Origin of the sequence: Rhodobacter sp. (genome assembly GCA_020637515.1) — a bacterium.
GTDB lineage: Bacteria > Pseudomonadota > Alphaproteobacteria > Rhodobacterales > Rhodobacteraceae > Pararhodobacter.
Genome location: JACKKG010000001.1, coordinates 378,080 through 401,256 on the forward strand (window position 1 = coordinate 378,080; position 23,177 = coordinate 401,256).

Below are 23,177 nucleotides of genomic sequence, written 5' to 3' on the forward strand. Positions count from 1 at the left end.
GAACGGGGCGGGGCGCGACGATGACGCCGATCCGCCTGATCCGGTCCGTCATGGTCGTCGGCGGCTGGACCCTGCTGTCGCGCGGCGCGGGCTTTGCGCGTGACGTGATGATGGCCGCCTATCTCGGCTCGGGCCCGGTGGCCGAGGCGTTCTTCGTCGCCTTTTCGCTGCCCAACATGTTCCGCCGCTTCTTTGCCGAAGGCGCGTTCAACATGGCCTTTGTGCCGATGTTCGCCAAAAAGCTGGAGGGCGGCGAGGACGCGAAGCGGTTCGCGCGCGACGCCTTTTCGGGCCTCGCAGGGGTGCTGGTGCTGTTCTCGATCCTGGGCACGCTGGCGATGCCCTGGCTTGTCTGGGCGATGGCCTCGGGCTTTGCCGGCGACGAGCGATTCACGCTGGCGGTGCTGTTCGGGCGGATCTCGTTCAGCTACATCCTGTTCATCTCGCTGGTGGCGCTGCTGTCGGGGGTGCTGAACACCTTTGGCCGCTTCACCGAGGCCTCTTTCGTGCCGGTTCTGATGAACCTCATGTTCATCGGGGCGATGCTGATCGCCGGCCGGCAGGGCTGGGACATGGGCCTGACCCTGGCCTGGACGGTGCCTGTCACCGGCATCGCGCAACTGGCCTTTACATGGGTTTCGGCGCGCCGGCTGGGGTTCACCCTGTGGCCCGGCCTGCCCCGCTGGACACCCGACCTGAAGCGCCTGCTCATGATCGCAGGGCCCGCCGTCCTGGCGGGCGGGGTGGTGCAGATCAACCTGCTGGTCGGCCGTCAGGTCGCCTCGTATACCGAGGGGGCGGTGGCCTGGCTGACCTATGCCGATCGGCTCTATCAACTGCCGCTGGGGGTCGTCGGGATCGCCATCGGCACGGTGCTGCTGCCCGATCTCAGCCGCCGGCTGCGCGCCGGCGACGCCGAGGGTGGGCGCGCCAGCTTCAACCGCGGGACCGAATTCGCCCTGGCCCTGACCCTGCCCGCCGCCGTGGCGCTGGTGGTGATCGCCGTGCCGTTGGTCGCGGTGCTCTATGGACGCGGCAGTTGGCAACCCGAGGACACCGCAGCGACCGCGCTGGCGCTGGCCGTCTATGGCGCCGGGCTGCCCGCCTTTGTCATGCACAAGGTCCTGCAACCGCTGTTCTACGCGCGCGAGGACACGCGCAGCCCGTTCCATTACGCGGTGGTGTCGATGGTGGTGAACGCGGGCCTGGCCGTCGGGCTGGCGCCGGTCATCGGCTATATCGCCGCCGCGCTGGCCACCACGCTGTCGGCCTGGGCGATGGTCTGGCAGCTTTGGCGCGGCAGCCGCAAGATGGGCGATGCCGCCCGGTTCGACAGCCGGACGCGCCGCCGCCTGCCCCGCATCGTCGCGGCCTCGGCGGTGATGGGGGGCGCGCTTTGGGGCGCGACGCAGGTCCTGCAGACCATGTTGGACACCCCCGGCCTGCGCTATGGCGCGCTGGCGTTGCTGGTGTTCGCCGGCATGGCCAGCTACGGGCTGTCGGGCGCGCTGCTGGGGGCCTTTCGGCCCAGCGACTTCCGGGCCGCGCTACGCCGGGGCTGAGAGAGGGGGGGGGCGCCGGGTCAGAAGACCTTGCGCCCGATCCATATCAGGATCGAACCGCCCAGAAAGCCGGCGATCAGATAACCCAGAATGCCCGAGAACGCGACGCCGAGAAAGCCGAACAGCCAGCTTGCGACCGCCGCGCCGACGATCCCCAGCACGATGTTGACCAAGATCCCGGTGTTGGACTTCATGACTTGCGAGGCGATCCAGCCGGCCAGGCCGCCGACCACGATCGCGCCGATCCATCCCATACCCATTTGACCCTCCTGCGATTGACGCCCCCTTTATGTAGGTGGGACCGACCGCCACGCAAGGTTTCCGGTCATCCCCGCAGTCGCGCCCGGGTGCGTTGCCAGCTTCCCGGGCCCAGCACCAGCGCCGAGGCGCCATAGGCCAACGCAAAGGCCGCGAACTCGGCCAACCAGGCGGGGCCGCCCTCGGCCAGCAGGCCAAAGGCCAGACGCGCCAGCAGCAGCATGGCGATCAGGCCAAAGGCGCGCAACCGCCTGGCCCTGTCCGCGCCGGCCTCGTGCACCTTCAGCCAGGTGAAGCCGCCGACCAGCGCAAAGGCCATGGGCATCGCGCCGAACAGCCAGCCCAGTTGATCCTGCGCCGTGACCAGACCGAACACAAAGGCCGCAACGACCGGCACCGCCAGCGCCAGGACAAGGAACCGCAGGTTGCCGAACGCCTCGGCCACGGCCTTGCCCAGGGCGGCGATCAGCACCGCCCCGAACAGCGCGTGCATCAGGTTGCCGGCGACGAAGCTGAACGTGACGTAGCGCATCAGAAAGCGGGGCAGGTAATGGTGGCCGTCGATCATCGACTGCTGGATGGCGCTGGAAAACGCATGATCCTGGATCGCCGCGATGCGCCAGCCGATGCCCTGCGCGCCGCCGACCAACCCCAGATCCGCCAGCGAGAGCACCGCCTCGACCCCCAGGACCGCCAGGATCAGCAGCCAGACCGCCCAGGGCAGCCGGTTGAAGGGGGCGGCGTTGAGATCGGTGTCGGTCATCGGGTCCTCCGCTGGGGTTCGGTTGACGCCCCGGCCCGCCAGCGATAAGCGAACGGAACCGGATTTTCCACCATGGAGTGAGGCAGATGGCCGACACCGTAGCCACCCCGCCGAATGCCAAGTTCAAACCGCGCATCTTTTCGGGCATTCAGCCGTCGGGCGGCTTGACGCTGGGCAATTACCTGGGCGCCCTGAAACGGTTCGTCGAAAAGCAGGACGAGGGGATCGAGACGGTCTATTGCCTGGTCGATCTGCACGCCATCACCGTCTGGCAGGACCCCGACGCGCTGCGCCGCCAGACGCGCGAGGCCGCGGCCGGCTTCATCGCCGCCGGGATCGACCCCAAACGGTCGATCCTGTTCAACCAGAGCCAGGTCTCGGCCCATGCCGAACTGGCCTGGGTGTTCAACTGCGTGGCCCGCATGGGCTGGATGAACCGCATGACGCAATGGAAGGACAAGACCGCCGGCAAGGACGCGGAAAAGGCCTCGTTGGGGCTGTTTGCCTATCCGTCGCTGATGGCGGCGGACATCCTGCTCTATCACGCGACGCATGTGCCGGTGGGCGAGGACCAGCGCCAGCATCTGGAACTGACGCGCGACATCGCGACCAAGTTCAACCACGACTACAAGGTCGATTTCTTCCCGATCACCGAACCCGTGATCGAAGGCGCCGCGACCCGGGTGATGAGCCTGCGCGACGGCACCAGGAAGATGTCGAAATCCGACCCGTCGGATGCCTCGCGGATCAACCTGACCGACGACGCCGACACCATCGCCCGCAAGATCCGCAAGGCCAAGACCGACGCGGAACCCCTGCCCGAAACCATGGACGGGCTGGCCGAACGCCCCGAGGCGAAGAACCTGGTGAACATCTATGCCGCGCTGGCGGGCCAGTCGCAGGCCCAGGTGCTGGCCGATTATGCCGGCCAGGGGTTCGGGGTGTTCAAGCCGCGGCTTGCGGATCTGGCGGTCGAGAAGCTGTCGCCGATCACCGGCCGGATGCAAAACCTGATGCAGGACCCGGCCGAGATCGACCGCATCCTGGGCGACGGCGCCGACCGCGCCGATGCGATCGCCCAGCCGATCCTGAAGCGGACGCTGGACATCACCGGGATGATCCGCTCGCGGTGAGCGGGCAGCGGGGGGCTTCTCGCCCCCCGCACCCCCTCGCCAAAGGGGGCCGGCGGCCCCCCTTGGAACCCCGCCGGCGCGGTGCCGTCACGCGGCGAAATAGCGATCCGCGGGCAGATACCACGCCAGCCGCGCCGCCTGCGCCCAATCCCGTTCCTCGGCCGTGTCGCCGACCATCACCACCCGGTCCGCCGCGCAGGGCAGCGCCGCCAGGATCTGGCGACGCGCCTCGCCCCAGCCGGCGAAGGGGCGCGGCGCCTCATGCGCGCGCTCGATCAGCCCGTCGGTCAGGTCCGGAATTTGCGCCGGATTCAGGGGTTTTCTGGCCAGCGCCTCGCGCGCGACGCCCGACAGCGCGGAAAGCCTCGCATCGCGATCCAGGGGCAGCACCGGATGCGGGGGCAGCAGGCGCAGCGCGTTGGTCGAGAACAGGAACGCGATCACGTCATGCCCCGAGGCCGCCCGGATCGACGCATAGGTCCGGTAATCGAGCCCCAGTTCCGCCGCGCGTTTCACCCTGAGGCGCACGACCTCGATCGGCAGCACCGGCAGCAGCCGCGCGCGCGCCTTGCCCCAGGCATGCCGGCGCCAGCTTTCGCCGGCTTCCATCGTCGGGCCGTTGTTGTGTCCGATCCCCGCCATCCGCGACTCCACCAAGCGTTTCCCGCCAACTTAGCCGTTTCGCCAGCAAAGAAAAGCCCGCGAGCCTGGCCAAGCCTAGCCCAGCGGTGGCCAGGGGCGTTGCGCATCCGCCGCGACCCAGGCCTGAACCCAGCCGGGCAAGGCGGGGCTTTCCAGACCGGAACAGCCCATCGCCGCGATCATCCTGTGGGGCGCGACGATCCCCTGCGCGTCGGTGACGGCGCTGCGGATCAGGACGTTGTTCAGCGCCTCGCCCTCGCGCCAGATCGACTGTTCGATATAGAAGAACCGCGCGTCCCAACCGATCAGCCGCGTGCGCATCTCGAAGGTCTGCAACATGCGGATGCGGCGGCGGTAGCGCACGCTGGACCCGGCCACGGTCATCCCCCAGCCCTGACGCCGCAAGGCCGCCGTCATGCCGATCCGCACGGAAAACGGCACCCGCCCCAGATCATAGAGGGTCAGCGTGCGCCCGTTGTTCAGTTCCATCCAGGGGTCCAGATCCCAGGGCCAGCACATGTGCCGCGACACATGCGTGTCCAGAGGCGCCAGCGGGCGGCCGCGAAACTTGAGCGATTCCTTGACCAGTCGAACCAGAGGATACATGCGCGCCCTTTCCTTGCGCGGGCGTCCTGACCCGCCCCGCGTCCGAGGTCAAGCCGTGCGTCACGTCACGCGGTGACGAAATGGTGACGAATCCGCGCCAAGCTTGCCCTTGGGTCGTCATTGCCCGAAACGGGGCAGCGGCGTATCCTGATCGCAACCAAAGGAGAGATCATGACCGGCGCGATGCGCACAGCCTATTCCCGGGCCGAGCAGATCTCGGATGCAGTGGTCCATGTGACCGGCCTGTCGCTGGTGCTGATGGCGGTGCCTGTGCTGATCGTCCTGACCGCGCTTTTCCGCGGCGATGCGGCCTCGGTCACCGGCGTGTCGATCTATGGCGGCGCGCTGGTGGCGATGATCCTGTGCTCGGCGCTTTACAACATCGGTGAGACCTCGGGCTGGGGCGCGGCCCGCGAATGGCTGCTCAGGCGGCTCGATCATGGGGCGATCTACCTGAAGATCGCGGGAACCTACACGCCGTTCACGCTGCTGTCGGGCCAGGGTGCCGCGCTGACAGCAGGCATCTGGGGCGCGGCGGCGGCTGGCATCGCGCTGAAGGTCATCTCGCCCGAACGCTTCAAATGGGCGGCGCTGGCGCTGTATCTGGGCATGGGCTGGGCCGGTCTGGTCGCGGGCGGCCCGATGTTCGCCAGCCTGCCGACGGCGGTTCTGGTGCTGATGATCACGGGCGGCGTGCTGTATTCGCTGGGCGTCGTGTTCTACCTGTGGCGGCGACTGCCCTTCCACTACACCATCTGGCACGTCTTTGTGCTGACGGCGAGCTTCGTGTTCTACGCCGCCGTTCTGGTGTTCGTGCTGCTGGGCCCCGAAACCGCGCTGGTCTGACCGCCGCCAGCCTATTCGCCGGCCTCGTCGTCCGCCTCGCAATCGGTCAGAATGGCCAGAAATGCCGATCCGAATCGCTCGGTCTTGGCCGGTCCCATGCCCGCGATGCGCGCAAGGTCCGCATGGGTCGCGGGCCGGCGCTCGGCGATCGTGCGCAATGTCGTATGGGTGCAGGACATCGGTTTTTGCGTGCCGTCCTCGCCACGGGCCAGATCGCGCTGCGCGGCTTCGAGCCGATCGTAGAGCGTGCCGGCCTCGGTCCCGGCCAACTTGCGGCGCGCCGGATGGGGCGCGGGCGACGGGGCCCCGGTGATGACCTCAAGAAAGCGGGTGCCGTAACGCTCGAGCTTGGTCGCGCCGACGCCCGAGATCCGCGCAAAGGCATCCAGCGTCTGCGGCCGGCTCTCGGCCATTTCGATCAGTGAGCGGTCGTTGAAGATGACATAGGGCGGCACGTTCGCCGCATCCGCCAACGCCCGGCGCAAGGCCTTCAACGCGCTGAGCAGGGGCGCGTCCTCGTCCGAGACCAGCGCGCGCGGCTCGGCTCGGGTCGCGGTGCGCTGCACGGTATCGGCACGAAAGGTCAGGCTGCTTTCGCCGCGCAGCACCGGGCGCGCGGCCTCGGTCATCCTGAGGGCGCCGTGGCGTTCGGAATCGGGCCGCACCAGATCGCGCCCCATCATCTGACGGAACACCCCCTGCCAGGCGGCTCGCGCCATGTCGCCCCCCACCCCGAAAGTCGGCAGGTGATCGTGCCCGCGAGCCGCGATCTTGTCGGTGCGGTTGCCCATCAGGACGTCGATCAGGTGCTGCGTGCCAAAGCTTTCGCCCGTGCGCAGCATCGCCGACAGCGCCTTGCGCACGGCTTCGGTCGCGTCGAAGGTCTGAACCGGACTTTCGCACAGGTCGCAGTTGCCGCAGGGCACGCTGACCTCGCCGAAATAGGCCAGCAACATCCGCCGGCGGCACCCCGTGGCCTCGGCCAGGCCCAGCAAGGCGTTGAGGCGCGCGTGATCGGCCTCGCGGCGGTCCGCTGGCGCGTTTGATTCGTCGATCTGGGCGCGGCGCAGGCGGATGTCGTCGGCCCCGAACAGCGTCATCGTGTCGGCGGGCAGCCCGTCGCGGCCTGCGCGGCCGATCTCCTGGTAATAGGCCTCGATCGATTTGGGCAGATCGGCATGCGCGACCCAACGGACATCGGGCTTGTCCACCCCCATGCCAAAGGCGACGGTCGCGCAGACGATCAGCCCATCCTCGGTCTTGAAGGCGTCCTCGACCGCGCGCCGGTCCCAATCTTCCAGCCCGCCGTGATAGGCGCGCGCGCTGTGCCCGGCCTCTTCCAGCGCGCGGGCCAGTGTTTCGGTGCGCGCGCGCGTCGCGCAATAGACGATCCCGGCCTGCCCCTTGCGCACCGCCGCATAGGACAGGATCTGCTTGCGCGGGTTGTCCTTGGCGGCAAAGGCCAGGCGGATATTCGGCCGATCAAAGCCGCGCAGGAACACCTCGGGCGTGGCGTCGTCAAACAGCCGGTGGGTGATTTCGACCCGGGTGGCGGCGTCGGCGGTGGCGGTAAAGGCCGCCAGCGGCACCCCCAGACTGCGCCTGAGATCGCCGATGCGCAGGTAATCGGGCCGGAAATCGTGCCCCCACTGGCTGACGCAATGCGCCTCGTCCACGGCGATCAGCGTGCAGTCTGCCCGTCTCAGCAGCGCCGTCGTGCCCGAGGACGCAAGCCGCTCGGGCGCGATGTAGAGCAGCTTCAACCGGTGGTCATCGAGCGCGGCGAAGATTTCCTCGTTTTCGTCGGCCGTGTTGCCCGAGGTCAGAGCCCCGGCCGCGACCCCGGCCTCTTGCAAGGCGCGGACCTGGTCCCGCATCAGCGCGATCAGCGGCGAAATCACCACCGTCAACCCGTCCCGCGCCAGGGCAGGCAATTGATAACACAGGGATTTGCCCCCGCCGGTCGGCATGATCGCCAGCACGTCACGGCCCTGGGTGACCGCTTCGACGATCTCGGCCTGACCGGGGCGAAAGGCCGAAAAGCCAAAGACCCGCGCCAGCAGGTCCAGCGTTCGTTCTGGCGCGCGGGCCTCCACGGTTCAGTAGAAGGCGGGCAGGTTGTTGGCGATGACGATCTGGATCGCATAGATCCCCAACAGCACGATCATCGGGGACAGATCCAGCCCGCCCATGTCGGGCAGGAACCGGCGGATACGGCTGTAGACCGGATTGAGAATCCGGTTCAGCCCGTCCCAGATTTGCGCGACCAGGGGTTGGCGCAGGTTCAGCACCTGGAAGTTGATGAGCCAGCTCATGATGACATGGGCGATGACGATATACCAGATCACCTTGAGGATCAGGAGGATGATCGTGAGCAGCGACAGCATGGTCTCTCCAACTGTGTCCGGGCCGGTCCGTCCCCTCAGGTAAGGCCTGCACGTGCCGCGCGCAACCCCACAGGCGGGATCAGCCGGTGTCGTCCAGCCGGGTCTCCAGCGGGCAGGTCTCGTCGGGGCGATAGCGGGCAATCATGTCGATCAGCAGGGGCTTCTTCAGCGGCTTGGTCAGCACGTGATCCATGCCGGCGGCCAGGATGTCGTCCTGATCGCTGGGCATGGCATGGGCGGTCAGCGCGATGATCGGGACCTGCGCGCCGCCCGGCAACTGGCGGATTGCGCGGGTGGCCGTGCGGCCGTCCATGCCCGGCATCGAAATATCCATGAAGATCAGGTCCGGTCGTTGGGCGCGAAACGCCTCGACCGCCTGGGCGCCATCTTCGGCAAAGCGGATATCGACCGCCAGATCCGCGACCATCTTGGAAAACACCAGCCGGTTGGTCCGGTTGTCCTCGGCCGTGAGCAGGCGCATCCGTCGCCCCGATCCCGACCCGACGACCGCTGGCGCCGGCAGCGGACGCGGGCGCGGCTCGGCCTGGGGATTGGAGAGCGCCTGAAGGTGCCGCACCAGATCGTGCCGCAGCAGCGGTTTTTGCAAGATCGCGCGCAGGTCCGACGTGGCCGGGTGATCGCGCACCACCGTGGGCGCCGAACTGAGCAGGATCACCGGCAGCGTGTGACCGGCAGCGCGCAGTTTCGCGGTCAGGTCCAGCCCGCTCATGCCCGGCATCTCGTGGTCGGTCAGCAGCAGGTCGAAATACCCGGGCGCATGGGTGGACAGGGCTTCGAAGGCCTCGGCCCCCGAGGCGCAGAGCGTCACATCGAGCCCTTGCGCGACCAGTTGGCGGTCCAGGATCGTGCGGTTGACGAGTTGGTCATCCGCCACAAGAACGCGGTGCAGCAGGATCGGCAGCGCCGCCAGGGGTTCGCTGTCCTCGGCGCGCGGCAGCGTCAGTGAAAAGCCAAAGCACGACCCCTTGCCCAGCTCGCTTTCGACCCAGATCTGCCCGCCCATCAATTCGATCAGCCGCCGCGTGATCGCCAGGCCCAGACCGGTGCCTTCGAACTGGCGGGTGGATTGGTCGTCCACCTGGGCGAATTCGCCGAAGATGCGATCGATGTTCTCAGGCGCGATACCGATGCCGGTGTCTTCCACCGTGACATTCAACTGGTGGTGGCCGGCGTCGGTTTCGACCCCGACGACGCGGATCAGCACATGGCCCCGTTGGGTGAACTTGACCGCGTTGCCGATGAGATTGGTCATCACCTGCCGCATCCGCCCCGGATCGGCCAGGAACCGGGTCGGCAGGAACAGGTCATAGTCCATCAACAGGTCGATCGAGCGGTTGCGCGCCCCGGCCTGCAACAGGATCAGCACCTCATGGATGCAGCGTTCCAGATCGAAGGGCTCGGGGTGCAGGGTCAGTTTGTCGGCCTCGATCTTGGAGAAGTCGAGCACGTCGTTGATGATGTTGAGCAACGCCTCGCCCGAGGACCGGATGGTATCGGCATAAAGGCGCTGTTCGTCGGAAAGATCGGTGTCCGACAGCAGTTCGGCCATGCCGACGACGCCGTTCATCGGCGTGCGGATCTCGTGGCTCATGTTCGCCAGAAAGGCGGATTTGGCACGATTCGCGGCCTCGGCCCGGGCGCGCGCTTCCTCCAGCTCGGCGGCGTGGCGCTGGGTTTCGGTGATGTCGCGCACCAGGCTGACGATGTCCCCGCCGCGCGCGCGCCGGTCGTGGATGCGCGCCGTGTCGCCGCGACTGAAGGTCAGGATGATCGGGTCGATGCGCTCGCCCTCCCACCGGGCCATCATCATCGCGATCCAGTCCTCGGCCTTGACGCCGTCCAGTTGCACGCGCCCCTCATAGGCCAGGATCTCGACCAGGCGGCGATAGGGGATGCCGGGCTGCACCTCGGAAAAGCCCGAGAACACGCCCAGATAGGCCTGATTGGCGATCACCAGATCCTGGTTGCGGTTGAACACGGCAAAGCCGTCGCGAATGGTGTTCACGGAATCCCACAAGCGCCGTTCCGCCATGACGGCGCTGCGATGCGCGGTTTCGGCTTCCTCGCGGACACGGTTGTGCAGCACCTGCACCTCGGCGGCGCGCTGCGCTTCCTCCAGCGCCGAGGATCGGCCCTGATTGCGCAGGCTTTGCAATTCACGCCGGGCGGCATCGAGCTGGGACAGCGCGGTGTCCAGTTCACGGGTGCGATAATCCAGCCGCTGTTCGGCGGTCAGCCGCGCGCGGCGTTCTTGCGTGAGCTTGTCGAACAGCGTCATCGGGTCCCGTGGACTGGACAAAGGAAAAGGACCGGCACGGATGCCGGTCCCTCCAACATTCCCGTCAGGGGTGAAGACCTGCTTAATTCGCGCAGGATTTTTCGTCAGAGACGCTCGATTGCCAGCGCGATCCCCTGGCCGCCGCCGATGCACATGGTGATCAGGCCATAGCGGCCACCGATGCGTTCGAGTTCATACATCGCCTTGACCGTGACGATGGCGCCCGTGGCGCCCACCGGGTGGCCCAGCGCGATGGCGCCGCCGTTGGGGTTCACGCGGGCCGGGTCCAGTCCCAGGCCTGCGTTGACCGCCAGGGCCTGCGCGGCAAAGGCCTCGTTCGATTCGATGACGTCGAAATCCGCGACCGAAAGACCGGTGCGTTTGAGCAGCGCCTCGACCGCGGGGATCGGGCCGATGCCCATCACTTCCGGGCGGACCCCGGCCACGGCATAGCCAACGACGCGAGCGCGGGGTTTCAGCCCCGCCGCTTCGGCCGCGTCGGCGCGCGCAAGCACCACCGCCCCGGCGCCGTCGTTGATCCCCGAGGCGTTGCCCGCCGTCACGGTGCCCGCCTTGTCAAAGGCCGGGCGCAACCCCGCCAGCGCCTCGAGGCTGGTCGCCTTGGGGTGTTCGTCGGTGTCAAAAGCGACCTCGCCCTTGCGGCTCTTGACCATGATCGGCGCGATCTGATCCTTGAAGCGGCCCTCGGCGATCGCCCGCGCCGCGCGCACCTGGCTTTCCAGGGCAAAGGCATCCTGTGCCTCGCGGGTGACACCGCATTCGCGCGCGACGTTTTCCGCCGTGACGCCCATGTGGCCCGTGCCGAACGGACAGGTCAGCGCGCCCAGCATCATGTCCTGCGCGCCGACATCGCCCATCTTCTGGCCCCAGCGGGCGGCGGGCAGGATATAGGGCGCGCGGCTCATCGATTCGGCACCACCGGCAAGCGCGAATTGCGCGTCGCCCAGCGCCAGCGCCTGCACCGCGGACACGATCGCCTGCGCGCCCGATCCGCACAGCCGGTTCACGTTCATCGCCGGGACACTGTCGGGGATGCCCGCCTGGATCGCCGCCACGCGCGACAGATAGGCGTCGCGCGGCTCGGTGTTGATGACATGGCCAAAGACCACCGTGCCGATCTGCGCGGGCGCGACACCGGCGCGTTCCAGCGCAGCCTTGGTCACATGGGTCGCGGTCTGCGACACGGGGATGCCCGCCAGGCTTCCGCCGAAGGTGCCGATGGCGGTGCGGGCGCCGCTGAGGATGACGATCTCGTCCATGACAAGGCCTTTCGCTGTGGGGTTGCCTGGGCCGATCTATAGCCCCCCGGCCCCGTCAGACAAAGCGCCGCAGCGCGGCGGGACGCAACGTCAGGCGGTCAGTCGTCGGCGCCATCGGCGGCCAGACGCCCCTCGCGGCCGCCACGCCGCTTCTTCAACTGGCTCGCCCGTCCGGGCAGTTCGGTCATCAGTTGCGCACGGGATTCGGGTGCCATCGCGGACCAGGCGGCGATCTCGTCGAGGGTGCGATAGCAGCCCGCGCAGATCCCGGCCCTGGGGTGGATCACGCAGATCTTCACGCAGGGGCTGTCGATCTCGTCGCGTTGCCAGATCGTGCCCTTGGAAAGCTGGTTCATGACGGCCCTCGGCTTGTTCCGCTGGCAAGATAGCCGGCTGGAGCGGGGTTTCCAGCCCGTCAGCGACGCATCACGGCCAATCTGTCCAGAAACCCCTGCAGGATGAACCCGGCGGCAACATGATCGATCACCTGCGCGCGCTTGGCCCGCGAGGTATCGAAATCCAGCAGCGCCCGTTCGGCCGCGACGGTGGACAACCGTTCGTCCCAGAAGCCGATCGGCAGGTCGGTCAGCGCCGACAGGTTCCGCGCAAAGGCGCGCGTGGACTGGCAGCGCGGCCCTTCGGTTCCGTCCATGTTCAGCGGCAGGCCCAGAACGAAGCCCGCCAGCCCGCGCGACTGGGCGATCTCGATCAGACGCGCGGCGTCCAGGGTGAATTTCTTGCGCCGGACGGTTTCCATCGGCGTGGCCACCCCGCGCCTGAGGTCCGAGATCGCGACACCGATCGTCTTTTCCCCCAGATCCAGGCCGGCCAGCGCGCCCTGAGCGGGCAACGCGGCGACAAAGGCGGCGGTCTCGGGAAAGACGGGCATCAGTCGCTGAACCCCTGTTGGCGGGCGGCGGCGTCGATCTGTGCCATGGCGTCGGGCTGGTCGGCGAACACCTGCCGGGCCTCGGCCCAGATGCTGCGCGCGCGGTCGGCCTGTCCCAGAACGCCCAGCGCATTGATGAGGCGCGCCCATTCCTCGGGCGTGCCGCCCTGGTTGGACAGCCGGGCGGCCAGCCCCTCGACCATGTTTCCGATCATCTGCTGACGCTCGCCCGAGGTCATGTCCGCCGCTGCCGCCATGTCGGCGGCCGAGGGGCCCCGGCTGCCGCCTTCGGGCGGCAAGGTGTAACGAACACCCGCGATCTGCGCCAGTTCGGGCAGCGCCTGCCTGAGCGAGGGCACCCAAGGATCGTCGGGGTTGCTGTCTTCAAGCAGCCCGCGCCAGATGCGGAAGCTCAGATCGGGCCGCCCGGTCTGAATGAACATCCAGCCCAGGTAGAACCGCGCCGACCCGTTGCGCGGGTCGCGTTCCAGGATGCGTTGCAGCACGACCTCGGCCTGCGGCGAGACGATGCCGCCGGTCGCCAGCACCATCGCCTCGGCCAGCGCGGACAGGTCCGCGACGGGGGCATCCTGCCCCTCGACATCGATCAACTGGCCCCAGGCCCGGGCCGAGGCCGCGTGATTGCCCAGGTTCCCCTCGTTCACGGCCAGCAGGCGCAGCCCCTGCGCATCGCCGGGACGGTTGGCGACGGCCTCGCGCAAGCGGGTCATCAGGTCCAGATAGGTCTGATCGACCTGCGGCGCGGCGGGCCGGTTGGGATCGTTGGCCCAGTCGGTTTCCAGCACGTCCTGGCTGGGCCGCGCGGCGCGCATTTCGGCCGCCTGCGCGAACCGCAGCGCCAGCGGTTCGTCACCCATCCCGGGCACGCCCTCGCGCAGATAGAGCAGCCCGGCGCCGATCGGCACCGACAGGGCCAGCACCAGCGCGACCCGCCGCATCGCGCGTGGCGATTCGACGGTTTCGGCGCTGGTCTTGCGATCGGCTTCGAGCAGGCGGCGGGCGGTCTCGGCGCGCATCCGCTCGGCCTCGTCCGCGGGGATCAGGCCTCGGGCCCGGTCGCGGTCGATTTCTTTCAACTGATCGGCGTAGATGCGCATCTCGCGTTTCTCGCCAGGTTCGGACGCGCGCACGCGGGCGCCACGGGCCAGGCCCAGCGCGATCAAGCCGACCACCAGCACGCACAATGCCAGCGCCGGACCAAGGAACCACCAGATCGTCATGCCGTCTCCTGTCTGACGGCCCTCCTTAGCCCGACACTGCCCGGGAAAAAAGCGAAACCGCGTTCATAGAGGCGTGACATAAGGCACCGGACGCGCCACAGGATGCGGCGAGCCGACGCAGTTTGACGCCTGTGTCGGTTTTGTCCGCATTGTGCCGCTTGCAGCCAAGGGTTTCGCCCCGCCGCGATCCATCACGCATTCAAACGCGGCCCCGGAAGGAGAGCGCCCATGACTCGGTATTCGGTCTTTGCCATCGCCCGTGAAGCGATGCGCCAGCATTCAGGCTGGCAACGCGCCTGGGCCTCGCCCCAACCCAAGCCGCATTATGACGTCATCATCGTCGGTGCCGGCGGGCATGGGCTGGCAACGGCGTATTACCTGGGCAAGAATTTCGGCATCACCAATGTCGCGATCATCGAAAAGGGCTGGCTGGGCGGCGGCAACACCGGGCGGAACACCACGATCATCCGCTCGAACTATCTGCAGGACCCGTCGGCCGCGATCTATGAAAAGGCGCGCTCGCTCTACGAGACGCTCAGCCAGGACCTGAACTATAACGTCATGTTCAGCCCGCGCGGCGTGATGATGCTGGCGCAGACCGAACACGAGGTTCGCGGCTACAAGCGCACCGCCTATGCGAACGCACTGCAGGGCGTCGACACCCGCTGGATCGGCCCGGCCGAGGTCAAGCGCCTGGTGCCGATCATGAACATCGAGGGCCCGCGCTATCCCGTGCTGGGCGCGCTGTGGCAGGCCCGTGGCGGCACCGCGCGCCACGACGCCGTCGCCTGGGGCTATGCCCGGGCATGTTCGCAGATGGGGATGCATGTCATCCAGAACTGCGAGGTGACCGGCGTCGAAAGCGTGGGTGGCGTGGTCTCGGCGGTGAACACCACCAAGGGCACGATCGGCTGTGGCAAGCTGGGGATCGTCGTCGCCGGGCATTCGGGCCATCTGGCGAACATGGCGGGCTTCCGTCTGCCGGTCGAATCGGTCGCGTTGCAGGCGATGGTGTCGGAACCGATCAAGCCGGCGATCGACTGCGTGGTCATGGCGAACACCGTGCACGGGTATCTGTCGCAGTCCGACAAGGGCGAAATGGTCATCGGCGGCGGCGCCGACCATTTCAACAACTACACGCAGCGCGGCTCGTGGATGCATATCGAGGAAACGGTGCGGGCGCTGGTGGAAACCTTCCCGATGCTGTCGCGCCTGAAGATGCTGCGCCAATGGGGCGGGATCGTGGACATGACCGGCGACCGCTCGCCGATCATCTCGAAAACGCCGCTGGGCAACACCTTCATCAACTGCGGCTGGGGCACCGGCGGGTTCAAGTCGATCCCGGGTTCGGGGTGGGCGATGGCGGAACTGGTCGCCAAGGGCGAGCCGGGATCGTTGGCGCGCGACTTTTCGATGTTCCGCTTCCGCGAGGGGCGCTTCATCGACGAAAGCGTGGCGGCGGGGGTGGCGCATTGATGCGGGACACCTCCTCCCAGCCGGCCGAGGGCCGGGCCGGCGCGCTGTCTTGCCACGCGCCGTTTGAACCCACCCGGGCCGCGCCGCGACCTACCCTGCGCCATTCCGTTCGCAGGGAGTTTCCGCATGGGTCGTCAACCCACCGTCCAGCCCGCCTCGGCCGTGAAGGCCTTGATCGTGGCCACGCTTGCCGGCGCGGCCTTTGGGGCCAGTTCGGCGCTGCTGCCGTTCCTCAAGATCAATGCGATCGTGCTGCTGGGCGGGGTGGTGATGGCCTTTGTGGTGCATCTGGCGCTGCAACGCGGGATGCTGGCCAATCTGGGTGTTGGGCTGCTCAGCGCCGCGTTCGCGGTCTTTGCGATGTGGGCGTTGTGGTTCGGGCTGGAGCACGGGTTTGCGCGCCTTGCCTCGGTGCTGGCGCAGGGACCCAAGGGCATCCGCGCGACGCTGGAAACCCTGGGCGGAACGGCCAGCGTCACCGTGCGTCTGTCGGGCGGCACGCGCAGCACGCACGGCCCCGACGAGATGCGGCTCATCTGGCTGGTCGAAACGATCCTCATGGCGGCCGGGCCGATCTTTGGCGCCTTGCTGTCGCCCCTGCTGCAACGGCGTCAATCCGCCGCCGTCTGACCCTCACCCCTGACCTGACCGTCCGGGCTGGCCGTGGCATCGCCGCGTCCGGTCCGTTCGCGCGACTGGAGGCCCCATGCTGCTGCTGACCTGTCCCTGCTGCGGCGTCACCGCCGAGGAAACCGAGTTCGCCAATGGCGGCGAGGCGCATCTGAAGCGTTTTGGCCCCGGCTCGACCGATGCCGATTACGAGGCCTACATGTTCGCCCGCAAGAACCCGCGCGGCGTGCATTTCGAACGCTGGCGGCACGCCTTTGGCTGCGGCAAGTGGTTCCTGATGGCCCGCGACACCATGACGCTCGAGGTTTACGGCGCCTATCCCGCGCAGACCACCGAACCGCCCGCCGACATCACCGCAAAGATCAAGGCCCGCCGCCCCGAATGGGAGGGTTACAAATGAGCCATCGACTGCAATCCGGGGGCCGCCTGATCGACCGCTCGCGCCCCATGACCTTCAGCTTCAACGGCAAGGCGCTCAGCGGGTTCGCGGGCGACACGCTGGCCGCGGCCCTTCTGGGCGCGGGGCAGACGCTGGTCGGCCGGTCGTTCAAATACCACCGCCCGCGCGGCATCGTCGCCTCGGGCGCCGAGGAACCGAACGCGCTGGTCGGCATGGGCGAGGGGCAGCGGTTCGAACCGAACCAGCGCACCACCACGACCGAGCTGTTCTCGGGCCTGAAGGCGATCAGCCAGAACCACTGGCCCAGCCTCGATTTCGACATCGGCGCGATCAACGCCAAGCTGTGGCGCTTTTTCCCGGCGGGCTTCTACTACAAGATGTTCATCCACCCGCGCCCGTTCTGGAAATGGGTCTACGAACCCATTGTCCGCCAGTCGGCCGGTCTGGGCAAGGCGCCGCACCCCGAAACCCGTGACGCCGACCGCTACGAGCAGATCTACGCCTTTTGCGACGTGCTGGTCGCGGGCGGCGGGATCGCCGGTCTGGCCGCTGCGCGGGCGGCCGCGGATGCAGGCCAGCGGGTGATTCTGGTCGAACAGGCCGCGCATTGGGGTGGCCGCGCCGTCGTCGATGGCGCCGAGGTCGAGGGCCAGCCGGCCGAGGCCTGGGTGGAGGCGACGCTCGCCCATCTGAGCGGCCTGGCCCATGTCACCGTGCTGAGCCGCACCATGGTTTCGGGCGTTTACGACCACGGCTATGCGCTGGCCTATCAACGCGTGGCCGATCACCAGCCGGGCGCCGACATGCCCCGCCACCGCCTGTGGCGCATCCGCGCGGGCGAGATCGTCAACGCCGCCGGCGCCATTGAACGACCGCTCAGCTTTGCCGGAAACGACCTGCCGGGGGTGATGCTGGCCTCGGCCGTGCGCGACTATGTGGTGAACTGGGGTGTGACCCCGGGCCGCCGCGTGGTGGTGGTGACCAACAACGACGACGCCTATCGCACCGCGCTGGCGCTGCACGCCGCCGGCGTCACCGTCGCCGCCGTGATCGACGCGCGCACCGAAGCGACCGGCGCCCTGCCCGCCCGGGTGCGCGCCGCCGGTATCCGGATCGCCGAACACACCGCCATCCGGCATGTCGAGGGCGGCAAGGCGGTGACCGGGCTCGCGCTGTGCCGCTTCGATTCCGACGGCGGCGCGGTCACCGAGACGCTGGCCTGCGACGCGGTCGCCATGTCGGGGGGCTGGTCGCCGGTCGTGCACCTGTGGTCGCATTGCGGTGGCAAGCTGACCTGGGACGACGCCCGCGCCCTGTTCCGCCCCGATCCGAACCGCCCGCCACTGAACCAGGACGGCAAGGGCTATGTTCGCTGCGTCGGCGCCGCGAACGGCGATCTGGGCGACGAGGGCGACGCGCCGATGATGCCCGTGTGGATGATGCCGGCGCAGGCCGGCTATCTGTTGCGCGCGAAAATGTGGCTGGACCCGCAGAACGACGTCAAGGTCTCGGATGTGCAACTGGCCGCGAAAGAGGGCTACGAATCGGTCGAGCACACCAAGCGGTATACCACGCTGGGGATGGCGACCGACCAGGGCAAGCTGTCCAACATCAACGGCCTGGCGATCCTGTCCGACGCACTGGGTCAGCCGATCCCGCAGACCGGAACCACCACCTTCCGCCCGCCCTATACGCCGATCTCGCTGGGCGCCATCGCCGCCGAGGCCCGGGGCGAGATCTTCCAGCCGCTGCGCAAGACCCCGATGCACGACTGGCACGAAAGCCACGGCGTGCACTGGGAGCCGGTCGGCCATTGGCGCCGCCCCTTCTGCTACCCGCGCGACGGCGAAAGTCATGCCCATGCCGTCAGCCGCGAGATCACGCAGGTGCGCGGCTCGGTCGGGCTGCTCGATGCCTCGACCCTGGGCAAGCTGGTGGTCAAGGGACCGGACGCGGGCCGCTTCGTGGACATGCTCTACACCAACCTCATGAGCACCCTGCCGGTCGGCAAATGCCGCTATGGCCTGATGTGCAACGAGAACGGGTTCCTGTCGGACGACGGCGTGGTCGCGCGCCTGTCCGAGGACACCTGGCTGTGCCACACCACATCTGGCGGGGCGGATCGCATCCACGCCTGGATGGAGGACTGGCTTCAGTGCGAATGGTGGGACTGGAAGGTCCACGTCGTCAATCTGACCGAACAGTTCGCGCAGATCGCCGTCGTCGGCCCCAACGCCCGCAAGGTGCTGGAAAAGCTGGGCGGCATGGACGTGAGCCGCGACAGCTTCGCCTTCATGGACTGGCGTGAGGGCAAGCTGGGCGGCTTCGACGCGCGCGCCTTCCGCATCTCGTTCTCGGGCGAGTTGAGCTATGAGATCGCCGTGCCCGCCGCGCAGGGCCTGGCGTTCTGGGAGCGGCTGCTCGAAGCCGGCGCCGAATTCGGCATCATGCCGTATGGCACCGAGGCCCTGCACGTCCTGCGGGCCGAAAAGGGCTTCATCATGATCGGGGATGAAACCGACGGCACGGTGATCCCGCAGGACCTGGGGCTGAACTGGGCGATCTCAAAGAAAAAGGCCGACTTCCTGGGCAAACGCGGCATGGAACGCGAGGCCATGGTTTCCCCTGACCGCTGGAAGCTGGTCGGGCTGGAAACGCTGGACGGATCGGTCCTGGGCGACGGCGCGCTGGCGCCGCTGCCCGGCAGGAACGACAATGGCCAGGCGCTGACGCAGGGCCGCGTCACCTCGACCTATTTCTCGCCCACGCTGGGCAAGGGCATCGCCATGGGCCTGGTCCATCGCGGCCCCGACCGCATGGGCGACGTGATCGAGTTCCAGACCGAAACCGGCGGACGGGTCGCCGCGCGGATCGTCGATCCGTGTTTCTACGACAAGGCAGGGGACAAGCAGAATGTCTGATGCAGTCAGCGCATTGGCCGGGGCGCACAGCACCGGCATGGTGGATCTGGCGGACGCCGGGTTGCAAGGGATGATCACGCTGCGGGGCGACCTGTCGTCCGGCGCGCTGGCCGATGCCGTGCGCGCCGCGACCGGGGCCGAAGTCCCGGCGCGCCGCCGCGTCGCCACCGGCGACCGGGGGCAGGCGCTGTGGATGTCGCCGGACGAGCTGCTGCTGGTCGTGCCCTACGCGCAAGCCGCGACCACGGTCGCCGCACTGGAAACGGCGCTGGCGGGCGAGTTCGCCACCGCCGCGAACGTGTCCGATGCCCGCGCCATGGTGACGATCAAGGGGATCGAGGCACGGAATGTTCTGGCCAAGCTCTGCCCCGTCGATTTCCGCGACTTCGCGGTGGGCGATTTGCGCCGCACCCGCGCCGCACAGGTCGCCGCCGCGATCTGGCGCGAAGACGAGAACGACTGGCGGTTGGTGTGCTTCCGTTCGGTCGCCGGTTACGTCTGGGGCGCGCTGGCCACGGTCGCGCAGCCGGGCGGCGAGGTCGGTCTCTATCGCTGACGGGGAAAGGACGGTAGAACGGCGTTTGCATACGCCGTTCCCAACCTCGTGAGACCGCCATGCCCCAAAGTCTTGCGCATGTCGCGCTGGTCGTCCGCGACTACGACGAAGCGATCGCGTTCTACTGCGACACCCTCGGCTTTGACCTGGTCCAGGACACCCCCCAACCCGAGCAGAACAAACGCTGGGTGGTGGTAAAGCCCCGCGGGCCGGGCGCCAGCTCGCTCTTGCTGGCACGCGCCAACACGCCGGAACAGGCCGCCTTTGTCGGCAATCAGAGCGGCGGGCGCGTGTTCCTGTTCCTCAGGACCGACGATCTTTGGCGCGACTACCACGATCTGAAGGCCAAGGGGGTGACCTTTGCGCGCGACCCGGTCGAGGCCCCCTATGGGATCGTCGCCGTGTTCCGCGACCTCTACGGCACGCTCTGGGACCTGATCCAGTTCACGGACGGGCGGCCATGATCCGCCCCCTGCACCCCACCGCATTGGTCACGGGCGGCAACCGCGGCATCGGCCGCGCCATCGCCGCCGGGCTGAAGGCACGCGGCTGCGCCGTCACGCTGGGCGCCCGCGATGAGGCCGCCGGTCGGCAGGCGGCCGCGGACCTGGGCACCGCCTTTGCCCGCATCGACCTGCAAGACCCCGACAGCTATTTCGAGGCCGTCACCCGGGCGGGCGGTTTCGACATCCTGGTGAACAATGCCGGCGTGCTGTCCGACGCGTCGCTGCTCTCGCCAAGGTCGGATTTCGATCTGGCGATGGAGGTGATGGTGAACGCCCCTCTTGACCTGATCCGCCTGAATGTCCCGCATTGGCGGCGAAGCGGCTGGGGGCGGATCGTCAACCTGTCCTCCGGTTGGGGGCCCATGCCGAGGGGCTCGAGGGGCCCGGCGCCTACGGCATTGCCAAGGCCGCGCTGAACGCGCTGACCCGGGCGCTGGTGCGCGACCTGCCGCCGGGGGTCAAGATCAACGCCGCCTGCCCCGGTTGGGTCGCCACGCGCATGGGCGGCGCCAATGCCCCACTGACCCCCGAGGACGGCGCCGACACGCCCCTGTGGCTGGCCACCCTGCCCGAGGACGGCCCGACCGGTGGATTCTACCGCCAGCGCCAGCCCATCCCCTGGTAAGCGCCCGCCCACCCCGCATCGCCACCGGACCGCCCTTGAGGGGCGGTTTTTCTTTGCTCCAAGGGGAAGTTTCGATTGCCTGACCTATTATTCTTAGGGTAAGAAATTTTGAGGCAAGAAATCTACAGGCAAAATGGCCGCCCAGCCACCGCGACCGAAATTGCCGCCGCTTTCCGCGTTGCGTGCATTCGAGGCCGCGGGAAGGCTGGGCGGCTTCGCCCCCGCCGCCCAGGAATTGGGCGTGACGCCGGGGGCCGTGACCGCGCATCTCAAAACCCTGGAATCGGCGCTGGGCGTCGTGCTGTTCGACCGCCACCACCGTGGCGTGGCGCTGACCGATCTGGGTGCGCGGGTGCTGCCCGAGTTCACCGAGGCATTTCGCGCCCTGGAAACCGCCGTGCACCGGCTCGAAGCGGAAGCCGCGCCGGGGCTGGTGCGGATCGCGACCACGGGAGACCTGGCCCAGCTGTGGCTTTCGCCCAGGCTGGCGGCGCTGCGGGCGCAGGGGTTGACCGTGATCCCGCAACCCGCGGCCGCGCCGGACGCCGCGCGCGGCACCGCCGACCTGGCGCTGTTCCCGCGCCCGACCGCCCCCCCGGCCGGCGCCCAGACCAGCCCCCCGATCGGGCGAAACCTCGCCGCGCCCCTGATCGCCGTTGCGGCCCCGTCACTGCCGCTGGGCCCCGACCCGGCCACGATCGCCCCGGCCCACACCCTGATCCTGTCCGGCCCACTGGGCAACTGGACCCGTTGGGCCGACGCGGCCGGCATGCCAGGGTTTCAGCCGCGCGGCCCGGTGCTCAGCCTGGCCGCGCTGGCGGTCGAGGAAGCGGCGAACGGCGCGGGCGTGTTGGTCATCGCGCGCCCTCTGGTGGAACAGGCGCTGGGCACCGGCCGGCTGATCGACCCGTTCGGCATCGCCGCACCGTCAGGCCAGTGCCTCGCGCTCTGGCCGCTGCGGCCGGCCGGGCCCGACAGCGCCGCAGCGAGGGTCCTGGCAGCCCTGATGGGTGACTGACCGGGCGCGGGTTTCGCCCTCGGCCGGAAGCATTCCATGCTTCAGCCCTCGGGCGACCGGGCGCGCGGGCTGAAGCCCGCGCGCAAGGGGGCGCTGCCCCCTCTTCGCTGCGCGAATTCACCCCCGGGATATTTGGGGCACAAAGACGGGCAAAGTCCGCACCTGGGCCGGAACAGGGCGCGGGGATTTTCAAGGGGTCCCGCGGACCCCTTGAAGCGGGGGGTTTGGGGGGCAGCCGCCCCCCAAGCCTCGTTCAGTTCAGCAAGCCTGCGTGACGCAGCGCCGCGTCGATGGCCCCGGCCACCGGCGCGCTGACGCCCACCAGCGGCAGGCGCACGTCGTCGCGGCACAGGCCCAGGCGCGCCATCGCGTATTTCGCGCCGGCCACGCCCGGCTCGAGGAAGATCGCCGTGTGCAGCGGCATCAGCCGGTCCTGATAGTCCAGCGCCGACGCGAAATCGCCGCGCAGCGTGGCCTCCTGGAATTCGGCGCACAGGCGCGGCGCGACATTCGCCGTGACGGAAATGCAACCAACGCCGCCATGGGCGTTGAAGCCCAGCGCGGTTGCGTCCTCGCCCGAAAGCTGGACAAAATCGCGCCCGCAGGTCTGGCGCTGCTGGCTGACGCGCTCGATCTTGCCGGTGGCGTCCTTGACGCCGACGATCCGCGGCAGTGCGGCCAGTTCGCCCATCGTTTCGGGCGTCATGTCGATGACCGAGCGTCCGGGGATGTTGTAGATCACGATCGGCAGGCTGCTGGCCTCGTGCAGCGCGCGATAATGCGCGAGCAGGCCCGCCTGCGTCGGTTTGTTGTAGTAGGGCGTCACCACCAGGGCGGCGTCGGCACCGACCTTTTCGGCGTGCCGGATCAGGCGGATGGCCTCGACGGTATTGTTCGAACCCGCCCCGGCGATCACCGGAACGCGGCCCTTCACGGCCTTGACCACCGCCTCGACGACGGCCTCGTGCTCGTCATGCGTCAGCGTCGGGCTTTCGCCCGTGGTCCCCACCGGGACCAGCCCGTGGCTGCCCTCGGCGATATGCCATTCGACCAACGATTCGAGCGCCTCGAAATCCACCGCCCCGTCGCGGAACGGCGTGATCAGAGCGGGTAGCGATCCCCGGAACATCCTCATCTCC

Annotated in this window: 22 protein-coding genes and 1 pseudogene; 11 read left to right on the top strand and 12 right to left on the bottom strand. The window is 68.4% G+C overall.

The genetic code is table 11. The features are described 5' to 3' along the window. Positions 1-20 precede the first annotated feature (20 nt). On the top strand, positions 21-1,562 hold the full coding sequence (gene murJ / locus H6900_01865) for a murein biosynthesis integral membrane protein MurJ (GenBank protein ID MCC0072014.1): 1,542 nt from the start codon (positions 21-23) through the stop codon (positions 1,560-1,562). 20 nt (positions 1,563-1,582) lie between these two features. Here the strand turns inward: murJ and H6900_01870 are convergent, their stop codons facing one another. Beyond that, on the bottom strand, positions 1,583-1,822 hold the full coding sequence (locus H6900_01870) for a GlsB/YeaQ/YmgE family stress response membrane protein (protein MCC0072015.1): 240 nt from the start codon (positions 1,820-1,822) through the stop codon (positions 1,583-1,585). Between the two features lie 65 nt (positions 1,823-1,887). After that, positions 1,888-2,583 carry a rhomboid family intramembrane serine protease gene (locus tag H6900_01875; protein MCC0072016.1) on the bottom strand — a complete coding sequence of 232 codons (696 nt, stop codon included), beginning with the start codon at positions 2,581-2,583 and terminating at the stop codon, positions 1,888-1,890. Between the two features lie 86 nt (positions 2,584-2,669). On the opposite strand from H6900_01875, the gene trpS reads away from it, so the two are divergent. Continuing rightward, positions 2,670-3,716: a tryptophan--tRNA ligase gene (trpS, locus tag H6900_01880; GenBank protein ID MCC0072017.1), complete on the top strand. Its 1,047-nt coding sequence runs from the start codon at positions 2,670-2,672 to the stop codon at positions 3,714-3,716. An 87-nt stretch (positions 3,717-3,803) separates the two neighbouring features. On the opposite strand, the gene H6900_01885 is transcribed toward trpS, so the two are convergent. Together H6900_01885 and H6900_01890 are read right to left on the bottom strand one after the other, a co-directional pair. Beyond that, on the bottom strand, positions 3,804-4,358 hold the full coding sequence (locus H6900_01885; GenBank protein MCC0072018.1) for a hypothetical protein: 555 nt from the start codon (positions 4,356-4,358) through the stop codon (positions 3,804-3,806). 75 nt (positions 4,359-4,433) lie between these two features. Beyond that, positions 4,434-4,964 carry an acyl-CoA thioesterase gene (locus H6900_01890; GenBank protein ID MCC0072019.1) on the bottom strand — a complete coding sequence of 177 codons (531 nt, stop codon included), beginning with the start codon at positions 4,962-4,964 and terminating at the stop codon, positions 4,434-4,436. Positions 4,965-5,135: 171 nt separating this feature from the next. On the opposite strand from H6900_01890, the gene H6900_01895 reads away from it, so the two are divergent. Further along, complete coding sequence (locus H6900_01895; protein MCC0072020.1) at positions 5,136-5,810, top strand: hemolysin III family protein; 675 nt, start codon at positions 5,136-5,138, stop codon at positions 5,808-5,810. Positions 5,811-5,821: 11 nt separating this feature from the next. Here the strand turns inward: H6900_01895 and recQ are convergent, their stop codons facing one another. The 7 genes from recQ to ccmI all read right to left on the bottom strand — a co-directional run bounded on the left by recQ (position 5,822) and on the right by ccmI (position 13,906). Next, positions 5,822-7,879: a DNA helicase RecQ gene (recQ, locus tag H6900_01900; GenBank protein ID MCC0072021.1), complete on the bottom strand. Its 2,058-nt coding sequence runs from the start codon at positions 7,877-7,879 to the stop codon at positions 5,822-5,824. Between the two features lie 30 nt (positions 7,880-7,909). Then, the gene (locus H6900_01905) at positions 7,910-8,197 is read right to left on the bottom strand and encodes a YggT family protein (GenBank protein ID MCC0072022.1); all 288 of its coding nucleotides are present in this window, start codon (positions 8,195-8,197) and stop codon (positions 7,910-7,912) included. A gap of 79 nt (positions 8,198-8,276) precedes the next feature. Beyond that, a complete protein-coding gene (locus H6900_01910) occupies positions 8,277-10,496 on the bottom strand; it encodes a response regulator (protein MCC0072023.1) in 2,220 nt (739 codons plus the stop codon). Positions 10,497-10,600: 104 nt separating this feature from the next. After that, positions 10,601-11,776, bottom strand: a complete 1,176-nt coding sequence (locus tag H6900_01915; protein ID MCC0072024.1) for an acetyl-CoA C-acyltransferase family protein — start codon at positions 11,774-11,776, stop codon at positions 10,601-10,603. Positions 11,777-11,874: 98 nt separating this feature from the next. Further along, the gene (locus H6900_01920; protein ID MCC0072025.1) at positions 11,875-12,132 is read right to left on the bottom strand and encodes a DUF1289 domain-containing protein; all 258 of its coding nucleotides are present in this window, start codon (positions 12,130-12,132) and stop codon (positions 11,875-11,877) included. Between the two features lie 59 nt (positions 12,133-12,191). Continuing rightward, positions 12,192-12,665 (bottom strand): Holliday junction resolvase RuvX, encoded by a 474-nt coding sequence (gene ruvX, locus H6900_01925; GenBank protein MCC0072026.1) that lies wholly within the window; start codon positions 12,663-12,665, stop codon positions 12,192-12,194. Then, positions 12,665-13,906, bottom strand: coding sequence for a c-type cytochrome biogenesis protein CcmI (gene ccmI, locus H6900_01930; protein MCC0072027.1), 1,242 nt, complete (start codon positions 13,904-13,906; stop codon positions 12,665-12,667). The genes ruvX and ccmI overlap by 1 nt, the downstream gene beginning before the upstream one ends. Positions 13,907-14,134: 228 nt before the next feature. On the opposite strand from ccmI, the gene H6900_01935 reads away from it, so the two are divergent. The 8 genes and pseudogenes from H6900_01935 to H6900_01970 all read left to right on the top strand — a co-directional run bounded on the left by H6900_01935 (position 14,135) and on the right by H6900_01970 (position 22,038). After that, complete coding sequence (locus H6900_01935) at positions 14,135-15,382, top strand: sarcosine oxidase subunit beta family protein (GenBank protein ID MCC0072028.1); 1,248 nt, start codon at positions 14,135-14,137, stop codon at positions 15,380-15,382. Positions 15,383-15,508: 126 nt separating this feature from the next. Continuing rightward, a complete protein-coding gene (locus tag H6900_01940) occupies positions 15,509-16,012 on the top strand; it encodes a hypothetical protein (GenBank protein ID MCC0072029.1) in 504 nt (167 codons plus the stop codon). A gap of 76 nt (positions 16,013-16,088) precedes the next feature. Further along, positions 16,089-16,412 carry a sarcosine oxidase subunit delta gene (locus tag H6900_01945; protein ID MCC0072030.1) on the top strand — a complete coding sequence of 108 codons (324 nt, stop codon included), beginning with the start codon at positions 16,089-16,091 and terminating at the stop codon, positions 16,410-16,412. Next, positions 16,409-19,333, top strand: a complete 2,925-nt coding sequence (locus H6900_01950) for a (2Fe-2S)-binding protein (protein MCC0072031.1) — start codon at positions 16,409-16,411, stop codon at positions 19,331-19,333. Before H6900_01945 ends, H6900_01950 begins: the two co-directional genes overlap by 4 nt. After that, on the top strand, positions 19,326-19,889 hold the full coding sequence (locus H6900_01955) for a sarcosine oxidase subunit gamma (GenBank protein MCC0072032.1): 564 nt from the start codon (positions 19,326-19,328) through the stop codon (positions 19,887-19,889). Before H6900_01950 ends, H6900_01955 begins: the two co-directional genes overlap by 8 nt. 59 nt (positions 19,890-19,948) lie before the next feature. Then, the gene (locus H6900_01960) at positions 19,949-20,353 is read left to right on the top strand and encodes a VOC family protein (GenBank protein ID MCC0072033.1); all 405 of its coding nucleotides are present in this window, start codon (positions 19,949-19,951) and stop codon (positions 20,351-20,353) included. After that, positions 20,350-21,020, top strand: a pseudogene (locus H6900_01965) (SDR family NAD(P)-dependent oxidoreductase). Before H6900_01960 ends, H6900_01965 begins: the two are co-directional and overlap by 4 nt. A 133-nt stretch (positions 21,021-21,153) precedes the next feature. Further along, positions 21,154-22,038, top strand: a complete 885-nt coding sequence (locus H6900_01970; protein MCC0072034.1) for a LysR family transcriptional regulator — start codon at positions 21,154-21,156, stop codon at positions 22,036-22,038. A 253-nt stretch (positions 22,039-22,291) separates the two neighbouring features. Here the strand turns inward: H6900_01970 and H6900_01975 are convergent, their stop codons facing one another. Then, complete coding sequence (locus H6900_01975; protein MCC0072035.1) at positions 22,292-23,167, bottom strand: 4-hydroxy-tetrahydrodipicolinate synthase; 876 nt, start codon at positions 23,165-23,167, stop codon at positions 22,292-22,294. Positions 23,168-23,177 lie beyond the last annotated feature (10 nt).

Excerpts from the sequence above, each read along its gene's own strand:
- murJ (MCC0072014.1), top strand. The coding sequence starts at position 21 with ATGACGCCGATCCGCCTGATCCGGTCCGTCATGGTCGTCGGCGGCTGG.
- H6900_01870 (MCC0072015.1), bottom strand. The coding sequence starts at position 1,822 with ATGGGTATGGGATGGATCGGCGCGATCGTGGTCGGCGGCCTGGCCGGC.
- H6900_01875 (MCC0072016.1), bottom strand. The coding sequence starts at position 2,583 with ATGACCGACACCGATCTCAACGCCGCCCCCTTCAACCGGCTGCCCTGG.
- trpS (MCC0072017.1), top strand. The coding sequence starts at position 2,670 with ATGGCCGACACCGTAGCCACCCCGCCGAATGCCAAGTTCAAACCGCGC.
- H6900_01885 (MCC0072018.1), bottom strand. The coding sequence starts at position 4,358 with ATGGCGGGGATCGGACACAACAACGGCCCGACGATGGAAGCCGGCGAA.
- H6900_01890 (MCC0072019.1), bottom strand. The coding sequence starts at position 4,964 with ATGTATCCTCTGGTTCGACTGGTCAAGGAATCGCTCAAGTTTCGCGGC.
- H6900_01895 (MCC0072020.1), top strand. The coding sequence starts at position 5,136 with ATGACCGGCGCGATGCGCACAGCCTATTCCCGGGCCGAGCAGATCTCG.
- H6900_01905 (MCC0072022.1), bottom strand. The coding sequence starts at position 8,197 with ATGCTGTCGCTGCTCACGATCATCCTCCTGATCCTCAAGGTGATCTGG.
- H6900_01910 (MCC0072023.1), bottom strand. The coding sequence starts at position 10,496 with ATGACGCTGTTCGACAAGCTCACGCAAGAACGCCGCGCGCGGCTGACC.
- H6900_01915 (MCC0072024.1), bottom strand. The coding sequence starts at position 11,776 with ATGGACGAGATCGTCATCCTCAGCGGCGCCCGCACCGCCATCGGCACC.
- H6900_01920 (MCC0072025.1), bottom strand. The coding sequence starts at position 12,132 with ATGAACCAGCTTTCCAAGGGCACGATCTGGCAACGCGACGAGATCGAC.
- ruvX (MCC0072026.1), bottom strand. The coding sequence starts at position 12,665 with ATGCCCGTCTTTCCCGAGACCGCCGCCTTTGTCGCCGCGTTGCCCGCT.
- ccmI (MCC0072027.1), bottom strand. The coding sequence starts at position 13,906 with ATGACGATCTGGTGGTTCCTTGGTCCGGCGCTGGCATTGTGCGTGCTG.
- H6900_01935 (MCC0072028.1), top strand. The coding sequence starts at position 14,135 with ATGACTCGGTATTCGGTCTTTGCCATCGCCCGTGAAGCGATGCGCCAG.
- H6900_01940 (MCC0072029.1), top strand. The coding sequence starts at position 15,509 with ATGGGTCGTCAACCCACCGTCCAGCCCGCCTCGGCCGTGAAGGCCTTG.
- H6900_01945 (MCC0072030.1), top strand. The coding sequence starts at position 16,089 with ATGCTGCTGCTGACCTGTCCCTGCTGCGGCGTCACCGCCGAGGAAACC.
- H6900_01950 (MCC0072031.1), top strand. The coding sequence starts at position 16,409 with ATGAGCCATCGACTGCAATCCGGGGGCCGCCTGATCGACCGCTCGCGC.
- H6900_01955 (MCC0072032.1), top strand. The coding sequence starts at position 19,326 with ATGTCTGATGCAGTCAGCGCATTGGCCGGGGCGCACAGCACCGGCATG.
- H6900_01960 (MCC0072033.1), top strand. The coding sequence starts at position 19,949 with ATGCCCCAAAGTCTTGCGCATGTCGCGCTGGTCGTCCGCGACTACGAC.
- H6900_01970 (MCC0072034.1), top strand. The coding sequence starts at position 21,154 with ATGGCCGCCCAGCCACCGCGACCGAAATTGCCGCCGCTTTCCGCGTTG.
- H6900_01975 (MCC0072035.1), bottom strand. The coding sequence starts at position 23,167 with ATGTTCCGGGGATCGCTACCCGCTCTGATCACGCCGTTCCGCGACGGG.